This window comes from Moorella glycerini (genome assembly GCF_009735625.1).
In the GTDB taxonomy this organism is placed as follows: Bacteria; Bacillota; DSM-521; order Neomoorellales; family Neomoorellaceae; genus Neomoorella; species Neomoorella glycerini.
Genome location: NZ_CP046244.1, coordinates 2,508,542 through 2,530,023, shown reverse-complemented (window position 1 = coordinate 2,530,023; position 21,482 = coordinate 2,508,542). Strand labels below are relative to the sequence as shown.

Sequence of the window (21,482 nt, the reverse complement as noted above, 5' to 3'; positions counted from 1 at the left end):
TTTGCTTTTCAATCCTTCCTCACTTCTTCATTGACCAGATTGGGCGGAACTTGATCATGAAGGGCGGCCAGCAGGTTGGCGGCCGCAATGCGGGCCATGGCAAACCGGTTTTCCCGGCTGGCCACCCCGATATGGGGTGTTAGGACTACATTGGGAAGATCGGCCAGGCCGGGCGCAAGTTGAGGCTCGTTTTCGAAGACGTCGAGGCCTGCCCCGGCCAGCCGCCCCTGCCTTAAGGCCTCAACCAAGGCCATTTCATCCACCACCGGGCCCCGGGCAGTATTGATCAGGTATGCCGTCTTTTTCATAAGGGAAAGCTCATGGGCTCCGAGGAGATGGCGGGTCTGGGGGGTCAGCCTGCAGTGGACGGATACGAAATCGGAGTCACGCAACAGGCGGTCCAGGGGCACGTACCGGCAGCCCAGCTCCTCCTCCCGATCCGGTTTGGGACCGCTCGCCGAGTAATAGATTACCTTCATGTTAAAGCCCCGTGCTCTCCTCGCCACGGCCGCACCGATATTGCCCAGGCCGATGATACCTAAGGTTTTGCCGTAGATATCGCCGCCCAGTAACACCGTCGGGGCCCAGCCTTTAAACCTGCCCTGCCGGACGTAGGCATCGGCTTCGGGGATACGCCGGGCCACGGCCATGAGCAGAGCCCAGGTAAGGTCCGCCGTGGTTTCCGTCAATTCGCCGGGGGTGTTGGTCACCAGGATGCCGCGCCTGGTGGCAGCGGCCACATCAATGTTGAAAGTGCTTTCGGCAAAAAGGGTAATAACCTTTAATTTTGGAGCCTGGGCTATGATTTCTTCATCAATTACGTCGTTTAGCAGGCAGATTAGGCCATCTTTATCCCTTACGCGGGCGATTATTTCTTCTTTACTGGCCGGGCGCCCGCTGATATTTACATCCAACTCGCAGGTGGGACACAGCATTTCCACCAGCGGCTGGGGATATTCAGTAGTACAGTACACTTTATACATTTCCGGGCCACCTTACCTTAAGTTATTTAGCCGGCAGTAAAGCCTCCATCCATAACAATAGAGGCACCGGTCATGAAGCTAGACTCGTCAGAGGCCAGGAACACAGCTGCATTGGCTATTTCTTCAGGCTTTCCAAAGCGCCCCAGGGGCCGCATTTTAGAATATTCTTCCTCAAATTTTTGCGGATCCTCGTGGGTGGCGATGATGGCCTGGGTCATGGGCGTATATATAACTCCTGGGCATATATAGTTGACGCGGATGTTGTATGGGGCGTAATCCAGCGCCATGTTCTTGCTCAAGGAGATGACCCCACCCTTGGAGGCGCAGTAGGCAGCCAGACCCCTTAACCCTACGAGACCTGCCGGCGAAGCCGTGTTGATAATGGAGCCTCCGCCATTCTGGATGAGGGCCGGGATGGCATATTTAGAGCATAGAAAGATGCTCTTAAGGTTCACCGCCAGCACACGATCCCAATCTTCTTCCAGGGTTTCGTGCAGGCGGGCAGCGTGGTTGATACCCGCATTGTTGAACAATACATCCAATTTACCAAAATGCTCGAGGGCCGTATTAACCATACGCTGGCAGTCGGCGGCTTTAGTTACGTCCACCCTAACAGCCACGGCCCGGCCTCCTCGCTCCTTGATGGCTTCCACAGTGGCCCGGCAAGTTTCCTCGTTAATGTCGGCAGCTACTACCCGGGCACCTTCACGGGCAAAGGCCAGGGCACTGGCCCGGCCGATGCCAGAACCGGCTCCCGTGATAATAGCTACTTTCCCGGCTAAACGCATCGTTAAACACCTCTTTCAGAACTCCATATTCTGCTACCCGGCTGCCGGCCGAATTCCCGCCCAAAGGGAACCCGCTCCAGTACCCGCTCGATAGCCGTGTTGGCTGCCTCAACGATATCGTTACCTGCGCGCATAGTCAGTCGGCCATGGCGGTACAAGATGCGCCCTTCAACCAGGGTGGTATCCACATCACCAGCCTTAAGGGAGTACACTATCTGAGAAGGCAGAGGCACCCGTTGCCAGGGGCTACTATGGAAACGGTCCCGCCGCACCAGGGTCACATCGGCCTTCTTGCCCACTTCCAGGCTGCCGATTTCTTTCTCCAGGCCCAGTGCCCTGGCGCCCCCCAGGGTGGCCATTTCCAGCACTTCCTCGGCAGGCAGGGTCCGTGGCCCACAGCGCGGCTTATGGATGAGGGCGGCCAGGCGCATCTCGTTAAACATGTCCAGGTTGTTGTTGCAGGGTGCTCCATCGGCGCCCAGGGAAACATTGATACCCCTGGACCGCATTTCCGGTATTTTAGCAAACCCGGAGCTGAGCTTGAGATTGGCTGAAGGGCAATGGGTAACCTTAATACCGGTGGAAGCCGCCAGTTCCAGTTCTTGTTCGTCCAGCCAGATGCAGTGGGCCAGTACCAGCCGGGGACTGGCGAGGCCCAGGCGATGGAAAAGCACCACATCCCTTACACCCGTCTCCCGGGCCACCCTCTCCGCCAGGGGCCCGTTTTCGGCCGCATGGCTGTGCACCAGGAGTCCCTCCTCAGCCGAAAGGCGGGCTATTTCGGACAGCAATTCCGGAGAACAATTCCTGGGGCCTCGAGGAGTCAGGGCATACTGGAGCCGGCCATTATCCCGGCCGTGCCAGCTTCGCCAGAGCCGCTTGCTCTCAGCCAGGACGGTGCGGGAATCCTGGCCTTCCATTTCCGTTCCCGGCTCCTGGACATCCATCATGGCATTACCGGCCACGGCGCGCATTCCGCTCTCCAGCAGGGCCTGAAACACGGCATCGGTATGCCTGGTGGTCTCCATGGCCAGTATGGTCGTGGTGCCTCCCGCCAGGAGTTCGGCTATGCCCAACCAGGCCGAACAATAGATGCTCTCCTCATCGTGGGCGTTTTCCAGGGGCCAGATACGGTGCTTTAACCAGTCTACTACATCTACGTCATCGGCCAGTCCCCGAAAAAGCACCTGGCAGAGGTGAACATGGGTCTGGATAAATCCGGGCAACACTATCATCTCGCTGGCATCGATGGTTAGCCGGGCCGGCCCCTTGAAGTGGCCGATGGCCTTTATTATGCCATCTTCTATCAATAGGTCCCCCTGCTTGATTTCGCGCTGCCGGTTCATGGTGACCAGCCAGCCACCTTTGATCAAAATTGAGGCTTTGTTCTCAGTCACTGACATCACCTGTAAGAATTCAAGTTTAGACACCGTAGCCCAGCAGGTAGCCTCAAGCACACTACAGTCCCCAGTTATTCTTTACGGTAGGGTTTACCTATGGCTGCCGGAGGCATTGCCCTGCCTATGAAGCCAGCCAAGGCCACCATGGTCAGGACATAAGGAATCATCAATAGAAAATTCTTGGGGATAGGTATACCTATGGCCTGTGCCGTCATCTGCAAGCCGTCGGCAAAACCAAACAAGAGGCAGGCCAGGAATGCCCCCAGGGGAGTCCACTTGCCGAAGATCATGGCGGCCATGCCGATAAAACCGCGGCCGGCAGTCATTTGCTGGACGAAGAGGGACAGTTGCCCCAGGGAAAGGTAAGCGCCCCCCAGGCCAGCGAGGACACCGCTCAAAATGACGCAGACATAGCGTATGGCAAATACGTTAATACCTACCGTGTCCGCGGCCCGGGGGTGTTCCCCCACTACCCGGACATGTAGTCCGAATCTGGTCTTGAACAACACTATATGCGCCAGGGGCACCAGCAGGAGGGCCAAATAAACCAGGGGGTTGTGTGTCCCCAAGAGGGCGCCCAGTACCGGTACTTCCTTTAAACCCGGAATAGTAATCTCGGGGAGGGAAGGCACCAGGGGTGAACGGCCTGGATTGCCCCAAAGGCGCTGCAGCACCAGGGCCGGGACCCCCACGGCCATGATGTTGATAGCTGCTCCGCTTACTACCTGGTCAGCGCGGAAATGGATGCTCATTATGGCGTGGAGGGTGCCCATGAAGCCGCCGGCTATGGCGGCGGCAAGGACTCCCAACCAGGGGTTGCCTGTGAAAAGGGAAGTCAGGGCGGCTGCAAACGCCCCCATGAGCATCATGCCCTCGGCCCCGATGTTCATGACGCCGGAGCGTTCGGAAAACATGCACCCTATGGCGCCGAAGATCAGGGGCGTAGCCATACGGAGGGTAGCCAGCAAAAGGCCAAGGCTAAACAGCCCGCTTAACGCTGCCATGGTCTCTGCCATCTATGCTCCCCTCCTTCCTGGCTTTCCACTGCAAGATGGTAATTACGCTCCATTTGGCGGCCACAAAGAAGATCACCAGGGACTGCAATAGCCGCACTAGCTCCCTGTTGGTTCCGGCCAGCACCTGCATACTCATGGCCCCGGTCTTCAAGGCGCCGAACAAGAGGGCCGCCAGGGCTATGCCCACCGGGTGGTTGGCCCCCAGCAGGGATACTGCTATGGCGTCAAAGCCGTACCCCGGTGAAAAGGAATCGTAGAAGCGGTAATGCAGTCCGGCTACTTCCACTATCCCGGCCAGGCCGGCCAAACAGCCGCTTAACATCATAGCGGTAATTATACTCCGACTCACATTGATCCCTGCGTATTCGGCAGCCAGGGGATTAAGGCCGACAGCCCGGATTTTGTAGCCCTGGCGGCTCTTCCACAGGATTACCCAGACCAGAACGGCTGCCCCCAGGGCTATGAAGATACCTGTGTTAAGCCTGGTGCCCGGGACCAGTTTAGCGAGACGGGCCCCTTCTGCTATCCAGGGCGTGGCCGGCAGTTCCCCCGGGGCCCGCAAGGGGCCATCCGGGCCTACGAGGTAGCTGGTGAGGTGGATGGCAATATAGTTCATCATGATCGTGTTGATTACTTCATGGGCCCCAACCTTAGCCTTGAGAAGGCCGGGCAAAAAACCCCACGCAGCGCCAGCTGCTGCCCCTGCCGCGAGGGTTAAAGGCAAAAGCACCAAAGGTGGCAACCCGCTAAAGGTGAAGCCCACGTAGGCTCCTACTATGGAACCTATATACAACTGGCCTTCAATCCCGATATTGAAGAGGCCACACCGGAAGGCCACGCCAAAGGCCAGGCCGGTCAACAGCAGGGGAGTAGTGGCCAGAAGCGTCTCAGTTAAGCTCCGGAGGTTGCCGAAGGCTCCTTTAAATAGCGCCCGGTAGGCCAGCCCCACATCATTGCCTAAAGCAGACACCACCACGGCCCCCAATGTTAGGGCGATAATGATGGCGACAATTGGATCCAGTAAGCTGCCGGCCGCCTCCCAAAGGTAAGTTGTTACTTTCATCTTGTTTTTTCGCATGTTTCCCACCTTTTATCCGGCTTTAGCTACCGAACCCCCGCCCATTAAGAAACCGAGTTCCTCCGTGGAAACCTGTCCTGCCTGGAAGCCGGCCACTATTTTCCCGCCGTAGATTACCAGGATGCGGTCGCTTAAATTCATGATTTCATCCAGTTCATACGATACCAGCAAGACCGCCGCCCCGGTATCCCGCTGCTTCAGCAACTGCTGGTGAACAAATTCAATGGCACCCACATCCAGGCCCCGGGTGGGCTGGGCGGCGATCAATAGCTTGGGTTGCCGCGCGATTTCGCGAGCAACGATTACCTTCTGCTGGTTGCCTCCCGACAGGGTCCGGGCCATGGACTTTATGCTGGGTGTGCGAACGTCGTACTCTTTTACTAGCTTTTTGGCGAAATCCTGGATGCTGGCATAGTCCAGGAGCGGGCCCCGGCTGAAGGCGGCCGCATCCTCAAAACCCAGCAGCAGGTTCTCCATGATGTTAAAATCCAGCACCAGCCCCCTCTTCTGCCTGTCCTCCGGGATATGACCCAAGCCCAAACCCATCAACTGGCGAGGCTGCCCACGGACTATTTTTTGACCGCCAAAATAAATGTCGCCTGCCGTGGGCTGGCGCAGGCCCGTGAGCACTTCCACGAGTTCCGTCTGGCCGTTGCCTTCTACCCCGGCCACACCCACTATTTCACCGGCCCGGACTTCCAGGGTAACTCCCTTTAGTGCTGGAAGCCCCCGGTAATTGTTGGCCTCCACACCCTCCAGGCGTAGCACCACCTGGCCGGGTTCCGCCGGCTTTTTGTCTACCCGCAGCATGACTTCCCGGCCCACCATCATCCGGGCCAGTTCGCTTTCGGAGGTCTTTTTGCTGTCCACCGTGTCTATATTACGACCATTGCGGATAACCGTAACCCTGTCGCTGAACTGCCTCACTTCCTTGAGTTTGTGGGTTATGATGATTATGGTATGGCCGCTGGACCGCAGTTTCTCCAGTATGATATGCAGCTCGCTTATTTCCTGGGGGGTAAGCACGGCAGTAGGCTCATCCAGGATGAGTATTTTAGTACCTCGATAAAGGGCTTTCAGGATCTCCACCCGCTGCTGCATGCCTACCGAAATGTCTTGAATACGGGCCAGGGGATCGACCCTGAGCCCGTATTCCTGGGAAATTGCCTCTACTTTGGCAACGGCTAACCTGAGATCCAAAAAGGGACCCTTGACCGGTTCAGCTCCTACCACCAGGTTTTCTGCCACGGTCAAAGTCGGCACCAGCATAAAATGCTGGTGGACCATACCTATACCGAGCTTGATGGCCTGGTCCGGGCTATGAATCGCAACTTTTTGGCCGCGGAGGCAGATCTCGCCAGCATCGGGCCGGTACAGGCCATATAGAATATTCATCAACGTAGTTTTTCCGGCCCCGTTTTCCCCCAGGAGGGCGTGAATTTCCCCCTGGCGAACTTGCAGCGTTATTCCATCATTGGCCACAACTCCCGGGAAACGCTTAACTATGTCACGCATTTCCACAATGTTCATCCAGCCCAGCCTCCTCGAGGTAGTCCCTTTTGGTCTAGGCTCACTGCTACTTTAAGCTGGGGGGAGTAAAGGTCTTGACTTCTTCCCTGCTCTTGGGAACCTGGAGCTGGCCGTCCAGGATCATCTTTTTTAGCTTTTCTACCACCGCCATGGCCTCGGGAGTGGCCTTTTCCTTGGTGGTTTCCGGCAGGCCCATGCCGCCTTCCTTCAGACCAAGTTCATAGATGCCGCCTTTAAAGGTACCATCCTTCACCTTTTGAGCTATTTCAAAAACGGCATTATCGATGCGCTTCAAAACCGCCGTTAGCTGCCGGCCTCCGCCGATCTTAGACTTATCCCGGTCAACTGCTACATACAAATTGCCTTCCTTAGAATTTTTGGCCGCCTCAATGACTCCCAAACCGCCCAGGCCTGCCACTTCAAAAATGATGTCGACGCCCTGGTTGTACTGGGCCAGGGCAGTCTCCTTGGCTTTGCCGGGGTCGTTGAAGCTGCCCACATAGGCCACTGAGGTTTCCGCTTTGGGGTTGGTGGTTTTGATGCCCGCCAGCCAGCCCGATTCGAACCTTATGGTCGGCGGTGCCTCCATACCGCCCACATAACCCAACTTATTGGTCTTGGTGGTTAGCCCCGCTAAAGCCCCGGCCAGATAAGCCCCTTCGTTTTCCTTGAAGACCACGGAAGCCACATTAGGACCTTCTACTACCCCGTCAATTATTACAAATTTAGTATTTGGGTAGCGGGGTGCCACTTCCTTCAAGGCATCTACCAGGAGAAAGCCTACGGCCACTACCATATTATAACCCTGTTCGGCTCCGGCTGCCAAATTGGTGGTATACTGGGTCATCTCCGATGACTCGATGACCTTGATCTCGGCTCCCAATTCTTTTTCGGCTCTTTTTAGGCCGGCCCAGGCCATGTCGTTGAAGCCTTCATCCCCTACCCCCGCCTGGTCCGTAACCATTACAAAGCGAAGCTTCTTTTCCCCCTGGTTCCCGGACGCAGTGCTTTGACCGCCTTTCTGCCCGCCCTGCTGACCGGTCTGGCCGCCGCAGCCCACAAAGGCTACGCTTAAAAACAGGGCTAAAATCACGACTAACAACTTTTTCATTATCCTTCACCTCCTGTGTTATTGGGCACCTGTTTCTCCTATGGTACCGGGCCACCCTGCGACCTTTAACCATGCTTTCCTCCATCCCCCCTTTATCGCAGGGCAATCCCGCCACGGGCCATTAAAGCAATTTTACCTGGCCGGCGGGGCAATGGCGCCCCTGGGGCAGGTAGTAACACAAACCCCGCAACCGGCACATTCCTCAGTTGCGACTACCATACCATGAGCCCCTTCATTTATGGCGCCTTTAAAGCAGGACCTCAAGCAGAGGCCGCAGCCATTACAGAGCTCCTGCCTTATGCTGGCCCTCCAGTCGTAGATTTCCGACTGCTCTGCTAACCTCCGATGGAGCAGTCTCCTTAGTTGCCCAAGGTTTTGGAAGCCCTTGCCAACCAGATACTGTTCCAGGTCACTGGCTATCTTATCGAAGATGCCAGGCCCCTGCAGAATGGCCGCCGAATGGAGGCCTACGGCCGTAGCTCCGGCCATGATCATCTGAAGTACATCCTGGTAGCCGCCCACTCCGCCTACACCCACTACCGGAACCTTAGCATGACGGCTGATTTCGGCTATATAATGCAGGGCCAGGGGGAGGATTGGGGGTCCAGATAAATATCCGCTGCCCCCGGGACCTCCCAGGAGGGGGGCTCCGGTCTCAATATCGATGAGCAGCCCGGGACCTACGGCATCCATGGCTGCAATGGCGCTGACGCCGGCCTCTTCCAGGCGCTGGATTAACCGGTTTAGGTTGGGCACAAAGGGGGGCAGTTTAACCATTATGGGCACCTGGACCCTCTGGCGGGCCCGGCTCACCACTTCCACCAGGTTTTCCACTTCATAATCCGAAAACGTCACTATGCTGGCGCCGCAATCCTGCAAAACGGCAGCGAACTCGGCTGCTTCCCTGGGGGGCACATGGTTGGTAGCTACATTGGTGATTAACGGTACCTTTATTTGCAGCTGCCTAAGCTCATGGCACCAGGCCTTGAATCCCATATCGCTCCAGTCAGCGTTGAGCAACCCCCGGCCGGCCTTGATCATATAAAGGTTGGGCGACTGGGCCTTTTCCTGGCGTATGCTTTTGGTGATAATGGCGCCCACCCTGTGCTCGGCCACCTTTTCGATGAGCCTGGCGCTTCCACTTAAAGGCCCTTCGCTTAAGATCAGGGGGTTAGCCAACCGGACGCCGGCTAAATCAACTGACAGGTCAATACTGCTAACCATTAGTACCTCCTCCTTGGGAAATCCCGGACCAACTGCACCCCCTCCGGTCGCCAGGCTTTAAGTGCACGGTACGGGCAGAACTGGCGAACTGGATGACTGCGTTAACCGACCGGGGCAAGTATTATTCCTTCTCTTTTCGAGCCAGCTTGTCGTGTACACGCTTTTCTGCTGCTGTGAACGAATGGCGCAGGCTCTGCTTCCAGAGGCCCTTAAACAGGGGCAGGCCCGCCTGTTGTTCCAGCATCCACTCCTTGGCAAAGGCTCCGGTCACGATTTCCTGCATGATCTCTTCCATTACCATCCTGGTTTTGTCGGTCACCATGCGTCGGCCCCGGGTCAACTGGCCGTACTGGCTGGTGTGGGAATGAAGCACCAGTTGATGGAAGAGACCCATTTCCGTCATGGCCCGGACCGTTTCCTCCCGCTCACCGGAAGCCACGAGCTCCAGGATAGCGGCCTCCTCACTTATGCCGTTGGCCACCATAATCTCATAGGCGGTCCGGATCATATAAAGCAACCCGCCGGACAGCTGCTCGCCGAAGAGGTCGCAGCGGGTCTCCTCTTCAAAGCTGGATTCTACGGCACCCACCCGGGTGGAGCCTATTCCCTTGGCAAAGGCCAGGGCCCTCTCCCAGGCCTGGCCGGAATAATCCTGGTGAACGCCTACCAGGCTGGGTCCACCACTTCCCTGCACGAAGAGGTCCCGCACTGAGCGACCGATCATACGGGGTGCTACCATAATCACGTCGATGTACTCGGGGAATTGGATGAAATCATAGGTAACATTATAGCCGCTGGCAAAATCCAGGACCTTTCCTTCCTTGAGATGAGGCACAATGCTTTCCTCATAAACCTGGGGAGCTATTTCGTCAGGTACCAGCAGGGCAATGACATCGGCCCTCTCCACGGCCTCAGCCACCGGATAGGTTTCAAAGCCGTCCTCCTTAGCCTGATCCCAGGCCCGGTCCCTGGTATTGCCTACGATAACGTTAATGCCGCTATCCCTCAGGTTCAGCGCCTGTGAGCGGCCCTGGTTACCATAGCCTACAATGGCCACCGTTTTGTCCTTCAGATAGGAAAGATCGGCATCCTGGTCGTAATAAATCCTGGGCATAGTGTTTATCTCCTTCCCTTAAACCTGGATTTTAGAGCCAGCCAGGGTTAACGGCAGCTCCTTTATCGGCAGAGCTAGCCACCCTGGCATAAAGGCCAAGATACCCCCTGGTTATCCGGGGCGGAGGCGGCTGCCAGGCCCGCCGCCGCTCGTTCAGCTCTTCTTTCGACAGGCAGATATCCAGGGTACGCCTCTCTAAGTCAATCTCAATCAAGTCCCCCTCCTGAACCAGGGCGATGGGACCGCCCTCGGCTGCTTCGGGCGAGATGTGGCCTATGCATATACCCCGGCTGGCCCCGGAGAAACGGCCGTCGGTGATCAGGGCTACCTGGGTGCCCAGCCCTGCTCCATTGAGGGTGGCCGAAGCCGTCAACATTTCCCGCATGCCGGGCCCGCCCCGTGGCCCCTCGTAGCGCACTACCATAACATCCCCCGGGGAAATGCGGCCGGAAAGTATGGCCCCGGTGGCTGCTTCCTCAGATTCAAATACCCTGGCCCGGCCGCAAAAATGCCGGCTGCCCAGGTCTATAGTGGCGGTCCGGACCACGGCGCCCCGGGGGGCCAGACTGCCCTTGAGGACCGCCAGCCCCCCCTCCGGTGCCACCGGGCGGGCCCGCGGCCGGATCACTTCCGGGTTCAAAACCCTTTTCCCTGCCAGGTTTTCTCTCACCGTACGCCCGGTTCCGGTCAAGGCCTCGCCGTTGATGAGGTCGCCCAGTTCAAGCATAACAGCCTGGACTCCGCCGGCTTCGTCGAGATCCGGTATGACGTGGGGGCCGCCCGGGTTGAGGGTACACAAGCGCGGAGTGGTGTGGCTTAGGGCGTCGAAAAGGTCAAGATCAATCGTTAAGTCCAGTTCGGCGGCAATGGCTGGCAGGTGCAAAAACACGTTGGTGGAGGCTCCCAGGGCCATGGCCACCCTGATGGCATTGACAAAAGCCTCGCGGGTCATAATGTCCGATGGCTTAATACCTCGGCGGAGCAGTTCCATTACTTTAATACCTGTTTCTTTAGCCAGCCACAGGCGCCGGGAGTAGACGGCCGGGATGGTCCCCGAACCTGGTAGAGTCATTCCCAGGGCTTCGGCTACACAAGCCATGGAATTGGCAGTCCAGACTCCCAGGCAGGACCCGGCAGTGGGGAAAGAGGCTTCTGCCAGCGCTTTAAGTTCGGCTGCCTCCATTTCCCCGCGGCGCAGGCGCATCAGGCTCTCCAGGACATCGGTCGGGGCCACCTTCTGGCCCCGGTGGGTGGCCTGGAGCATAGGGCCGCCCGTTATCATCAGAGTGGGGATGTTCAGACGCCCGGCTGCCATGAGCTGGGCCGGGAGAATTTTATCGCAGGAGCCTATAAGTACCAGGGCGTCAAACTGGTAAGCCTGCACCGTCAGCTCAATGGCAGCCGTAATGACTTCGCGGCTGGGCAGAACATATCGCATCCCTTCGTGCCCCTGAGCCAGAGCGTCGCAGATGGCCATGGTGTTGAATTCCATGGGAGTGCCGCCGGCCAGGCGTATGCCGTCCTTCACGGCCTGAGATATGCTGCGCAGGTGAATATGACCCGGGCAGATTTCATTCCAGCTATTGGCTACTGCCACCAGAGGCTGGGACAACTCCAAATCGGTAAAGCCACAGGCTTTAAGGTTGGCCGACCAGGGAAGGCGCTCTGGTCCGCTCACCACTTTACGGCTACGGAGTTCCATGGGTGCCACCTCTTTTAACATGCTGAAATCCCTCTAAGGCCTCCAGAACCATCCTTTCCTCATCCGCGGTCAAATCGCGCATAGGAGGCCGTACCTCACCGCCTGGCAGGCCCATCCACTTTAAAATCTTTTTACAGCTAGCGTAGTAAGGGCCTTTTTGGAGGGCTTGCTGCAGGGCCCGGGCACGGGTCTGGGCCGACCGGGCTCCTTCCTTATCGCCCGTCTGCCAGAGGCGGTAAATATCCAGCATGGCCCAGGGGAATACCCCGGACAGGCTGCTCACACAACCGGCGGCGCCCAACTCCAGGGCCTCATAGACTAGACCATCCCCGCCTACCAGCACCACCTGGCCCGGCTCCCGTTCCTCCACAAAGCCAGCCAGGATTTCCAGGCTTTTACTACTGTCTTTTAGACCCATGATGTTATCGCATGCCTGGCTGACCCGCCGGAAAACCCGTCGGCTGATGCTGTTTACGGCAGTGGCCGGATTGTTATACAGGAAAACCGGCAGCCGGGGCACGGATCGGGCTACCGCCACCAGGTGGTTCACCAGGGCTTCCTCGTCCAGGGGATAGAAGTAGGGTGCTATCACTGCTACGGCATCGGCCCCGGTGGCGGCGGCATGCAGGGCCAGGTCACAGCTTACCGAGGTGCTTATATGCCCTACATGCAAGATCACCGGGATACGCCCGGCCACCTGCTCCACCACTGCTTCAGCCGCCCGTTTTCTTTCTTCCGGTGACAGTAACAGGCCCTCGCCGGTGGTGCCCAGGGGGAACAGGCAGTGTATCCCGGCTTTTATCTGCCACTCGCACAACCCTTTAAGGGCGCCCATATCTACTTCCTGCCCGCCCCGCGTAAAAGGAGTAAGGAGGGCGGTTATAACTCCTTGAAACCGGCCGGGTTGGTCTACTCCGGGCATAGTTTACGTGCTCCTTTCAGAGGTGGCTTCATCCCAAACCCGCGCCGCCAGTTCGCGCCGCCGGCTACGGTTATAGACTTCCTCTTCCACGTATTGTAAGGACCCGCTGGGGCAATATCGGGCGCACTGGGGGTCCCCACCACAGAGGTCGCATTTCTGCACCGTCTTCTGGCCGGGCAACTGCCGAAGGGCGCCAAAGGGACATACCTGCAGACACAGGCGGCAGCCGCGACATTTTTGTTGTTCCACCCGCACGATTCCGTCTACCCTGCTAATGGCGCCGTAAGGGCATACCGCCTGGCAGACCGGCTCCTCGCAGTGGGCGCAGACCAGGGGGATGAAGGCACCTTCCTTTTCCCTGCGCACCACATTGATGAAGCTTAAGAGGGGGTTGAATTCTCCGCTCCGGGAAGAACAGTGCATCTCGCAGGAACCGCATCCGGTGCATTTGCTATAATCAACGAGCAACTTTTTCAATTCTCTTTTCCCCCCTCTGATAGGGTTAACCCCCTGGCCTCAGCCACTTGCAACCCTGCGTCCAAAAGTCCCAGCTCCTGCAGCTTGGCCCTGGTAGGTACCCCCTGGGCATCCCAGTGGCGGACCCGGTAGTATTCGGCGACCATGGGTTCGATTTCCACAGCTATTCCCTTGGCCGGGCCTTCCGGCATGGGTTTGGTGAATTTCAGGCCAACGATGTCGTCCGCCGCCGTAAGGCCCTGGCGCAGATTAAACAGGCGCTCCACGTTGGTGATGCGCTCCCCGCACAGCATGAAGTACTCGGGAGTTACCTCCCGACCGGTAAGGGCGGCATAGGCTTCACAGAGGTCTTCCGGCAGGAAGACCGGGTAAGCCGTGACATACTTGCAAAGGCCCAGGGCATCCACGGCGCTCAGGAAATTCTCACACCAGTTAATAACGTAGCCCTTATATTTGGGGGAGTGGCTGTCCAGGATTTCCGGAAACTTTTCCCTGCCAAAAACTTTCTCCACTGTCTCCCGGTCCCCAAAAAGGACCACGTTGGCCAGACCGCGCAAATGGTCGCAGCCCCGGCTGGCCACGGCCCAACCCAGGGCATGCTCCAACTGGCCCCGGATGTCCCCGCCGACCATTTCCAAACCTTTAATATCCGTCTCCAGTTCCCTGGCAGCATCGCCCACGTGTTGTGCCAGCCGGCGCTCACCTTCGGCCAGGAGATCACCCAGACCCTTCCGGAAGGCTATATCCTGGACCAGGTTCACCAGAAGCTCGGGATCACCCCACTTGAGAACCTGGCCACCGGTTTCTTCAGGGGTCAACAGGCCGGCCTGGAAGAGATCGATGGCAAAGGCAATGACGCCCCCTGCCGACATGACGTCCATCCCATAAAGGTTGCAGAGATGGTTGGCATAGACTATGGCGTCCAGATCGTCGATGTCGCACCGGGGGCCGAAGGCGGAAATAGCCTCATACTCCGGCGCCCGGCCAAAGAGGCCCCGGTATTGGCCTTCCAGCACCACCAGGCGTTTATCGCACCGATTAACGCAGTTGGCACAGGCCCCGTTGGTCATCCGATAGCGGCTGCGAAAGGCCTCTGCATTGATCTTCCGCCAATGGGGGAAAACCCCGCTGGCAAAGTTACGGGTGGACATGATGCCCAGAGGCGCGCACAGGTCCACCAGCATAGCCGTACCGGCATCCCGAAAGCTACGCAGCCAGGGGCTGGCCATGTTCTTCTGGTAAGCGACTGCAACTGCCCGCTGGAAACGCTCCATGTCGGCCGGGCGAACGCCCTGGCTACCCCTTACGGCAATGGCTTTTAGATTCTTGGAGCCCATGACTGCGCCCATACCGGTCCTGCCGGCGGCCCGGTAGTAGTCATTCATTACGGCTGCAAAACGCACCAGGTTCTCGCCGGCCTGCCCGATTCCGGCTACTTTAATTTCAGGGTCCCCTAGCTCCTCCCGAATCAAGTCGGTAGCCGTAATGAAATCCTTGCCCCATATACCTCGGGCGCTCCTCAAGCTCACCTGACTGTCGTCAATGAAAAGGTAAACCGGTTCCGGGCTCCGGCCCTCAATTATCAGAGCGTCATAACCCGCCCGTTTAAGTTCTACCGCCCAGAAACCTCCTGAATTGGCATCGCCCAGGATGCCTGTTAGAGGTGATTTGGCCGCCACGGTATAGCGGGAAGAAGAGGGCCACGACGTGCCGGTAAAGGGGCCGGTAGCGAAGAAAAGTTTATTCTCCGGACCTAAAGGATCAACCTCGGCACCTATTTCCTCCAGCATAAGGCGAGAGGTAAAGCCACGGCCCCCAAGGTAATCAGCCACAAAGTGTGGGCTCAATTTTTCGATCCTGCTCTGGCCGGTGGACAGGTTTACCCGTAACACGGTGTCGCCTTTAACACTCTTCACTGCCCAAAACTCCTTTCATACAGGCTGGCAGCAGCACTCTGCACCTGATGGAAGGCCCTATCTTCATCAATGGTTAAAACTTTTTTGTCTTCCATAAGGAGGCGGCCATCCACAATAGTGGTAATTACGTCGTCAGCCCTGGCCGAATACACTATCTGCTCCACCACATTGTCGGCCCGGTCTGTATAAACAGGCCACAGGTGGGGCGCCTTAAGGCTTAACACTATAATGTCCGCCTTTTTTCCCACTTCCAGGGAGCCAATTTCCTTATCCAAACCCAGGGCAGCAGCGCTACCCATGGTGGCCAGGTGCAGCATCCGGTAAGCCGGCAGGATCCCGGCATCATTATGAGCCATTTTCTGGATGTAGGAACCCCATCTCATTTCTTCAAACATATCTAAATTGTTATTGCTTAAGTTTGAATCCGTACCTAACCCCACCCGGCAGCCTTTGGCCAGCATCTGGGGAACCGGGGCTATGCCGGCCGCCATTTTAATATTGCTCGTGGGATTGTAAGCAATCCCCACCTTCTGCCGGGCCAGGATATCCATATCCTCTTCCGAGAGGTGCACGCAGTGGGCCACCACCGAGGGGCCGTCAAAAACTCCCAGATCAAAAAGATGCCGGGCCGGAGTCTTGCCATATTTCTCGGCGATAAGGCGCACTTCATCGCGGGTTTCCGCCAGATGAGTGTGGAGGCCCACCCCGTAGCGGTTGGCCAGTTCCCGGGCCTGGCGGTAAACCGCCGGTGAGTTGGAATAGGGCGCATGCACTCCCACCCACACCTGGATCCGGTTGTCGCAGCAACCGTGCCACTCCTTTATGAGCCTTTCGGTGCGGGGCAGGGATTCCCCAAAGGAGGAGAACTCGTCAATAATCTGGGGGGAGAAGATGGCCCGAAGGCCCGATTCCCGGGCCACCGCTGCTGCGGCATCCGCAAAGCGGAAAATATCGATAAAGCAGGTAATGCCTCCTCTTATCATTTCCAGCTGGTTCATGAGGGCTGCCGCCTGCATATCTGCGGCGGTATAATTCTTCTCAAGGGGATAACAGATCTCTTGCAGCCAGCGCATCAAGGGCAAATCCTCGGCCAGGCCCCGGGTAAGGGTTTCATGGGTATGGGCATTTACCAGACCGGGCATTATGATAGCACCGGTACAATCAATAACTTTGTCGGCCACAAATTGAGCCTTTAAGGCCTCCGCCTCGCCCACGCCTACCAGGCGGCTCCCTTTAATGGCCACCGCTCCTTTAACCAGGCGCTCCTGCCGCTCATTCATGGTTAGCACATAGCCGCCGGTAAGCAACAGGTCCGCCTTCTGGGGAATTGCCGACAATGCTCATACCTCCCCTCCGCAAGCCTTAAGGATCAGGCGGGCGTAAACCTCGGTGCAGGTTATCAGTTCCTCCACCTCCACCCTTTCCTCAGAGGTATGGGCCAACCTGGAGTCGCCTGGCCCGTACTGGATGGAGGGAATGCCCAGGTCGTTTACCAGAAAATCCAGTTCGTTATAACCATCGGTAAAATATAGCACCGGGTCTTTCCCCAGCACCTGCTGGTGAGTCTCCCGTACCAGGGAAACAACCGCCGAGTCCACCGCAGTCAAAGCGGGATTCAGTCCGCGCTTCCTGATGGGCTCCCAGTTCCAATCGGGACGGGCGATGCTGACATCCGCCTTTAAGTCCGGCACCTCTTCTCTCGCCAGGGTCAGGACTTTTTGTATTTCGGCCATTACCCCTGCTGGGGTTTCGCCGGGAACCGTCCGGCGATCCAGCCATATAGTGCAACTGGCAGGTACCATGTTGTAGGCCACTCCGCCCTGGATCAGCCCTACATTCAAGGACCCCCGGATACGGCCCAGCTCGGGCCCCAGATCTACTTCCGGGTAGGTAAGCTCGAAAAGACGCTTCAAGATTGGCAGCGCCCGGGCCACTGCGTTGATTCCCAGCCAGGGCCGGCAGCCGTGGGCCGCCCTCCCCTCCACCTCGATTTTCAGGGGTACGGTGCCCTTACAGCCCGGGACTATCCTCAAGCTTGAGGGCTCAGTCACTATGGCCATATCCGCCTTCAGGCCGCTTTGTACCAGGCGGCTGCTCCCGCGATGTTCAGCCTCTTCATCCACCACGGCGGCCACTACAACGGGCTTGCTCGGCTTAAACCCCAGGCTTTTTACCGTCGCCACCGCCATGATGGCTGCTGCCAGGCCCCCTTTCTGGTCTACAGTGCCCCGGCCCCAAATATAACCTCCTCTGACAGCTCCCGAGAAGGGCTCCTCCATATCGTAGGGGGCAGCCGTATCATAGTGAGCGTGAAGCAGAAGGCCTGCTGTCGCGACTGCGATCTCTTCAATGGGTGGCCATATCCCGAGGACATTAAACCTGCCAGGGGCCACTTCCTGGGTGACTACCTGGAGGCCCAGAATTTGGAAGAGTTCCCGCAGGTATTCCCCAAGGCAGCCCTCTTCCCCGTTTACGCTGGGAATGGCGATCAATTTGCTGGTGAGCTCCACAACCTGCTCCCGGGATATCCCGCCGGGCCGTCCCACAAGGGTTTCCGGTTCCGAAATCGTTTTGACGTCCGCGTCCGCCGCCTTTACCCGGGGTTTGTTCATGGGATAGGCCACCCGTTCCGCTTCCAGAAATCTTTAGCCCTTTCCCGGCACTCTTCGCGCATGGCGGCCTCATCCACCAGTTGGTGTTTCTTATGGCGAACCACCACCTGACCATCCACCAGAACCGTATCCACATGGGAACTATCAGCTACGCTGACCAGGAAGTTGTATACGTTCCCTTCGAACACCGGCACCGGGCTAGTGTTATCCAGGAGCACGATATCAGCTTTTTTGCCCACTTCCAGGGAGCCGATTTCCTTTTCCTTCTGGAGGCACCGCGCCCCGTTCATAGTAGCCATATTAAAGACCTCGCTATCGGAGAGCAGCTCCAGGTTCTCATAGCGTATCCGGTGAATCATTTGGGCCGCCCGCATAATTTCAAACATGGATTGGGTCATACCGTCTATGCCCAGGGCCACCGTTACCCCGGCGCGAATTAAGGGTACCATATTGGGCCAAAACCCGAAGATGGCATTGGAAACTGCCTGGTGGGAAATCTTGCAGTCATATTTGGCCAGGATCTCAGGGTCCTGCAAAGGGTCGATATAGCTGGCGTGAGCGAATAACACGTCAGGCCCCAGGAAGCCGATGTCTTCCAGATATTTGACGGCCCGCTTGCCAAAGCGTAAGGTGGTATCAAAGCTGTGCCAGCGGTCATCGCATAAGTGCATCTGCAGACCGCAACCCAGGCGGTCGGCCTCCCGACGGGCGGCCTGGATGAGTTCAGTGGAGCAGGTGTAGGTAGTGTGGACGCCGATACGGCCCTCGATGCGTCCGGGGTTCTTACGCATGGCTTCGACAAAATTGATATTTTCCTCCAGACCCAGCCTGGCGTTTTCCTCGCTTATCCGGCCGGTGGTCTCAAAGGACAGGACGGCCCGCATACCGGATTCTTGAGCTGCCTTGCCGGCCGCAAAAAGGGTTCCCGGGAGGGCATTGGGGCCCTCCACCGTATCAGCCGTGGTGGTGATGCCGCGCTTGACCTGCTCCATGCAATTGATCAGCGTGCCTATATATACATCGTCGTTATTGACCTTGTTTTCCAACTTGTCAAACCAGAAACGTTCCATCCAGGAGACGAAGGAAAAGTCCACGTCATCATAACCGGAATAGGGAAGACTCCGTACAATGGCGCTATAGAGGTGGTTGTGACAGCACACAAATCCGGGAATGGCGATCTGGTCATTGGCATCAATGACTTCGGCTCCCGGAATCTCCTGGTCCCTCAATTCCTCCATAGGGCCCAGAGCCGAAATGTGATCGCCGTCCACCTGGATGTAACCGTTGCGGATGACGGTATGATCCTGGTCCTGGGTTACAATTAGCGCATTTTTTATGAGTATCATTAGAAATTCTCCTCCTTGAATTCACTAAATAATTTGCCCGGCCTCTCCCATCAGCTAAGGGCCAGGGCTCTTTCAGGACAGGCGGGGACACACGCGCCACAGCCATCGCACATTACGGCTTTTTCGGTGGCTCTGTCCAGCATAATCCGATTACAGATACCTTGACATATACCGCAGCCGTCACACAACTCAGGATCGATGGTAACCTTTTCATCCTGCTTGTGGATGGCTCCCCTGGGGCAAGCGCCTACGCACCGGGGGCGAGAACATTGAACGCAATACCTAGCTTCTATCTGCAGGCAACCCGTCCGGTATAACCGGATGCGGCTGTGTTCGGGATTGTAGGCACCCCCGTGGGCCAGAGAGCAGGCGTATTCACAGGTGCGGCACCCTGTACAAAAATTCTTATTTAACTTAAGGCGTGCCATTGGCTTTCACTTTCCTCCCGGTACCTTAAGCTGTAAACCCAGTTCTTGCAGTTTTGCGGCCGAAGGTATGCCGTCTTCATCCCAGCCGCGAAGCTGGTAGTAGCGGTCCAGCATTTGTTCCTGCAAAGGGTAACTCAAGGTCTTGCCTCTGGATAACCCATCAGGTAAGGGTTCAATGCTAAACTTGAGAGGCAAAAGGTCATCCTTGCGGCTCAGGCCCTCCCTTACGTTGAACAGCCGCGCCAGATTCCAGATTCTCTCGCCTACCCGGCGAAAACTATCCACTGTGAAATTGGTTCCTATGGCCGCATTCAGCAAATTAATGAGTTCGTCACCCAGTAACCCTATGCCGTAGGGGAACTGACACACCCCCAGGCACTCCTGGGCTGCTTTCTCATCCTGCTGCCGTTTGACGAATTCGGGCTTGCCCTCAATGGAGTTCCGCGGCGGCAGCTCGCCGCTTATCTCCCGGCCGATGGGCCAGGTCCTGAGGTGACAGGCTCCCCGGTCCGAGGTCTGGTAGGCCAGGCCTATGCCGTAAGAAGCCCGCGGGTCGTAGGCCGACATTTCCATGCCCTTAACCTGGGGCGCCGTATCCCCCAACCCCAATTCTTCCGCCATACGCCGGGAGCCCTGGGCCAGCAGGTCTCCGCAACCCTGGCGCCGGGCGATAGCGTTAACTAACCACAGCACCAGCTCTACCCCAGTCTTGTTCTCCGGCAACCCTAATTGGTTTTGGGTCAACTTCCCCTGGCGCAAACCGTCCAGAACCAGGCCGATAACGGCACCCGTGGAAATCGTGTCTAGACCATAGTTGTTGCATAGATAGTTGGCTGCGGCTATAGCCTGGGGATCGGCCAGGCCCAGGTTGGCCCCCAGCAAAGTGATGGTTTCGAATTCCGGACCTTCGACTTCTCCGCCGGTATAAGTGGTATCACGGTAGCCTTTAGAACAGGCGACCGGGCAGGTGGCGCAGGCCAGCCTCCTTACCAGGCCGCGGTCAAAGGCTTCGTGGTTAATCCGATCTACTCCCTCAAAGGTAGTAGCACTAAAATTATTCACCGGCCAGATGCCCTGCTGATTCATTATTTCCACGGCTTCAGAGGTGCCCCAGCGGCGCTTCAAGGCGACCCATCCGTTCTGCATGACCCAGGCTACGGCGGCCTTTACCGCCTGCTCAAACAGTTCCGGCCGGGCCACCTTTACATCCTGCCAACCCCGCACAGCGATGGCCTTAAGATTTTTGGAACCCATTACGGCGCCGGCACCGCCTCTCCCCAGGTGCCGGGAATAATCATTGGCGATGCAGGCATAGCGCACCAGGTTTTCCCCGGCCGGGCCGATAGAAGCGCACCGCACCCGGGGATCCTTCAAGCGCTCACGAATAATGGTCTCTGTCTCGTATATCCCTTTGCCCCAGAGGTCCTCGGCCGCAATAAAGCTTACTTTGTCATTCTCAATATAAATCCACGTCGGGCGCGAGGCTCGGCCTTCGATGATCACCAGGTCGTGACCCGTGGCCTTCAATTCTGGCCCGAAATGGCCACCTGAGTTGGTATCTAAGAATATACCGGTTAGTGGCGATTTTGTAACTACAAAATATTTGGAAGCGCCCGGTGCCGGCGTCCCGCTTAAGACGCCGGGCGCCATAAATAATTTGTTCTCCTCACCTAAAGGGTCGCAGCCCGTGGGAATTTCATTAAAAAGGTACCAGGCTCCCAGCCCTTTACCGCCTACGAACTGCTCCAGAACGTCCGGGTTGATCTCTTCTTCCCTGGCCTGCTCAAGGGTTAAGTTAATGCGCAGCAGGGTACCAAAACGGGCCATGATCTACA

Annotated in this window: 18 protein-coding genes; all 18 read right to left on the bottom strand. The window is 57.3% G+C overall.

Translation table 11 applies throughout. The annotated features are described in order from the left end of the window. Nucleotides 1-8 precede the first annotated feature (8 nt). Nucleotides 9-983: a 2-hydroxyacid dehydrogenase gene (locus MGLY_RS12560; RefSeq protein ID WP_156274339.1), complete on the bottom strand. Its 975-nt coding sequence runs from the start codon at nucleotides 981-983 to the stop codon at nucleotides 9-11. A gap of 26 nt (nucleotides 984-1,009) precedes the next feature. Continuing rightward, nucleotides 1,010-1,771: an SDR family oxidoreductase gene (locus tag MGLY_RS12555; protein WP_156274337.1), complete on the bottom strand. Its 762-nt coding sequence runs from the start codon at nucleotides 1,769-1,771 to the stop codon at nucleotides 1,010-1,012. A 2-nt stretch (nucleotides 1,772-1,773) separates the two neighbouring features. Then, the gene (locus MGLY_RS12550; RefSeq protein ID WP_246187325.1) at nucleotides 1,774-3,168 is read right to left on the bottom strand and encodes a 5'-deoxyadenosine deaminase; all 1,395 of its coding nucleotides are present in this window, start codon (nucleotides 3,166-3,168) and stop codon (nucleotides 1,774-1,776) included. A 74-nt stretch (nucleotides 3,169-3,242) separates the two neighbouring features. Further along, nucleotides 3,243-4,187 (bottom strand): ABC transporter permease, encoded by a 945-nt coding sequence (locus MGLY_RS12545; protein WP_211661875.1) that lies wholly within the window; start codon nucleotides 4,185-4,187, stop codon nucleotides 3,243-3,245. Beyond that, complete coding sequence (locus tag MGLY_RS12540; protein ID WP_170291061.1) at nucleotides 4,150-5,250, bottom strand: ABC transporter permease; 1,101 nt, start codon at nucleotides 5,248-5,250, stop codon at nucleotides 4,150-4,152. The genes MGLY_RS12545 and MGLY_RS12540 overlap by 38 nt, the downstream gene beginning before the upstream one ends. 27 nt (nucleotides 5,251-5,277) lie before the next feature. After that, entirely contained in the window at nucleotides 5,278-6,795 is a 1,518-nt protein-coding gene (locus MGLY_RS12535; RefSeq protein WP_156274331.1) for an ABC transporter ATP-binding protein, read from the bottom strand. Nucleotides 6,796-6,841: 46 nt separating this feature from the next. After that, nucleotides 6,842-7,906: a BMP family lipoprotein gene (locus MGLY_RS12530; RefSeq protein WP_156274329.1), complete on the bottom strand. Its 1,065-nt coding sequence runs from the start codon at nucleotides 7,904-7,906 to the stop codon at nucleotides 6,842-6,844. A gap of 132 nt (nucleotides 7,907-8,038) precedes the next feature. Continuing rightward, complete coding sequence (locus MGLY_RS12525) at nucleotides 8,039-9,130, bottom strand: 4Fe-4S binding protein (RefSeq protein ID WP_156274328.1); 1,092 nt, start codon at nucleotides 9,128-9,130, stop codon at nucleotides 8,039-8,041. 121 nt (nucleotides 9,131-9,251) lie between these two features. Then, nucleotides 9,252-10,244: a ketol-acid reductoisomerase gene (gene ilvC, locus MGLY_RS12520; RefSeq protein ID WP_156274326.1), complete on the bottom strand. Its 993-nt coding sequence runs from the start codon at nucleotides 10,242-10,244 to the stop codon at nucleotides 9,252-9,254. Between the two features lie 31 nt (nucleotides 10,245-10,275). Next, the gene (ilvD, locus tag MGLY_RS12515; protein ID WP_156274323.1) at nucleotides 10,276-11,946 is read right to left on the bottom strand and encodes a dihydroxy-acid dehydratase; all 1,671 of its coding nucleotides are present in this window, start codon (nucleotides 11,944-11,946) and stop codon (nucleotides 10,276-10,278) included. After that, nucleotides 11,933-12,868: a dihydrodipicolinate synthase family protein gene (locus MGLY_RS12510; RefSeq protein WP_156274321.1), complete on the bottom strand. Its 936-nt coding sequence runs from the start codon at nucleotides 12,866-12,868 to the stop codon at nucleotides 11,933-11,935. Before MGLY_RS12510 ends, ilvD begins: the two co-directional genes overlap by 14 nt. A gap of 3 nt (nucleotides 12,869-12,871) precedes the next feature. After that, a complete protein-coding gene (locus MGLY_RS12505; protein WP_156274319.1) occupies nucleotides 12,872-13,345 on the bottom strand; it encodes a 4Fe-4S dicluster domain-containing protein in 474 nt (157 codons plus the stop codon). Next, complete coding sequence (locus tag MGLY_RS12500) at nucleotides 13,342-15,261, bottom strand: aldehyde ferredoxin oxidoreductase family protein (protein ID WP_156274317.1); 1,920 nt, start codon at nucleotides 15,259-15,261, stop codon at nucleotides 13,342-13,344. Before MGLY_RS12500 ends, MGLY_RS12505 begins: the two co-directional genes overlap by 4 nt. After that, nucleotides 15,258-16,598 carry an amidohydrolase family protein gene (locus MGLY_RS12495; protein WP_156274315.1) on the bottom strand — a complete coding sequence of 447 codons (1,341 nt, stop codon included), beginning with the start codon at nucleotides 16,596-16,598 and terminating at the stop codon, nucleotides 15,258-15,260. The genes MGLY_RS12500 and MGLY_RS12495 overlap by 4 nt, the downstream gene beginning before the upstream one ends. 3 nt (nucleotides 16,599-16,601) lie before the next feature. After that, nucleotides 16,602-17,885, bottom strand: coding sequence for a M20 family metallopeptidase (locus MGLY_RS12490; RefSeq protein ID WP_156274313.1), 1,284 nt, complete (start codon nucleotides 17,883-17,885; stop codon nucleotides 16,602-16,604). Continuing rightward, the gene (locus MGLY_RS12485) at nucleotides 17,870-19,219 is read right to left on the bottom strand and encodes an amidohydrolase family protein (protein ID WP_156274311.1); all 1,350 of its coding nucleotides are present in this window, start codon (nucleotides 19,217-19,219) and stop codon (nucleotides 17,870-17,872) included. The genes MGLY_RS12490 and MGLY_RS12485 overlap by 16 nt, the downstream gene beginning before the upstream one ends. 50 nt (nucleotides 19,220-19,269) lie before the next feature. Further along, a complete protein-coding gene (locus MGLY_RS18570) occupies nucleotides 19,270-19,647 on the bottom strand; it encodes a 4Fe-4S binding protein (RefSeq protein ID WP_156274309.1) in 378 nt (125 codons plus the stop codon). A gap of 6 nt (nucleotides 19,648-19,653) precedes the next feature. After that, nucleotides 19,654-21,474, bottom strand: coding sequence for an aldehyde ferredoxin oxidoreductase family protein (locus MGLY_RS12475; RefSeq protein WP_156274307.1), 1,821 nt, complete (start codon nucleotides 21,472-21,474; stop codon nucleotides 19,654-19,656). Between the last annotated feature and the right edge of the window lie 8 nt (nucleotides 21,475-21,482).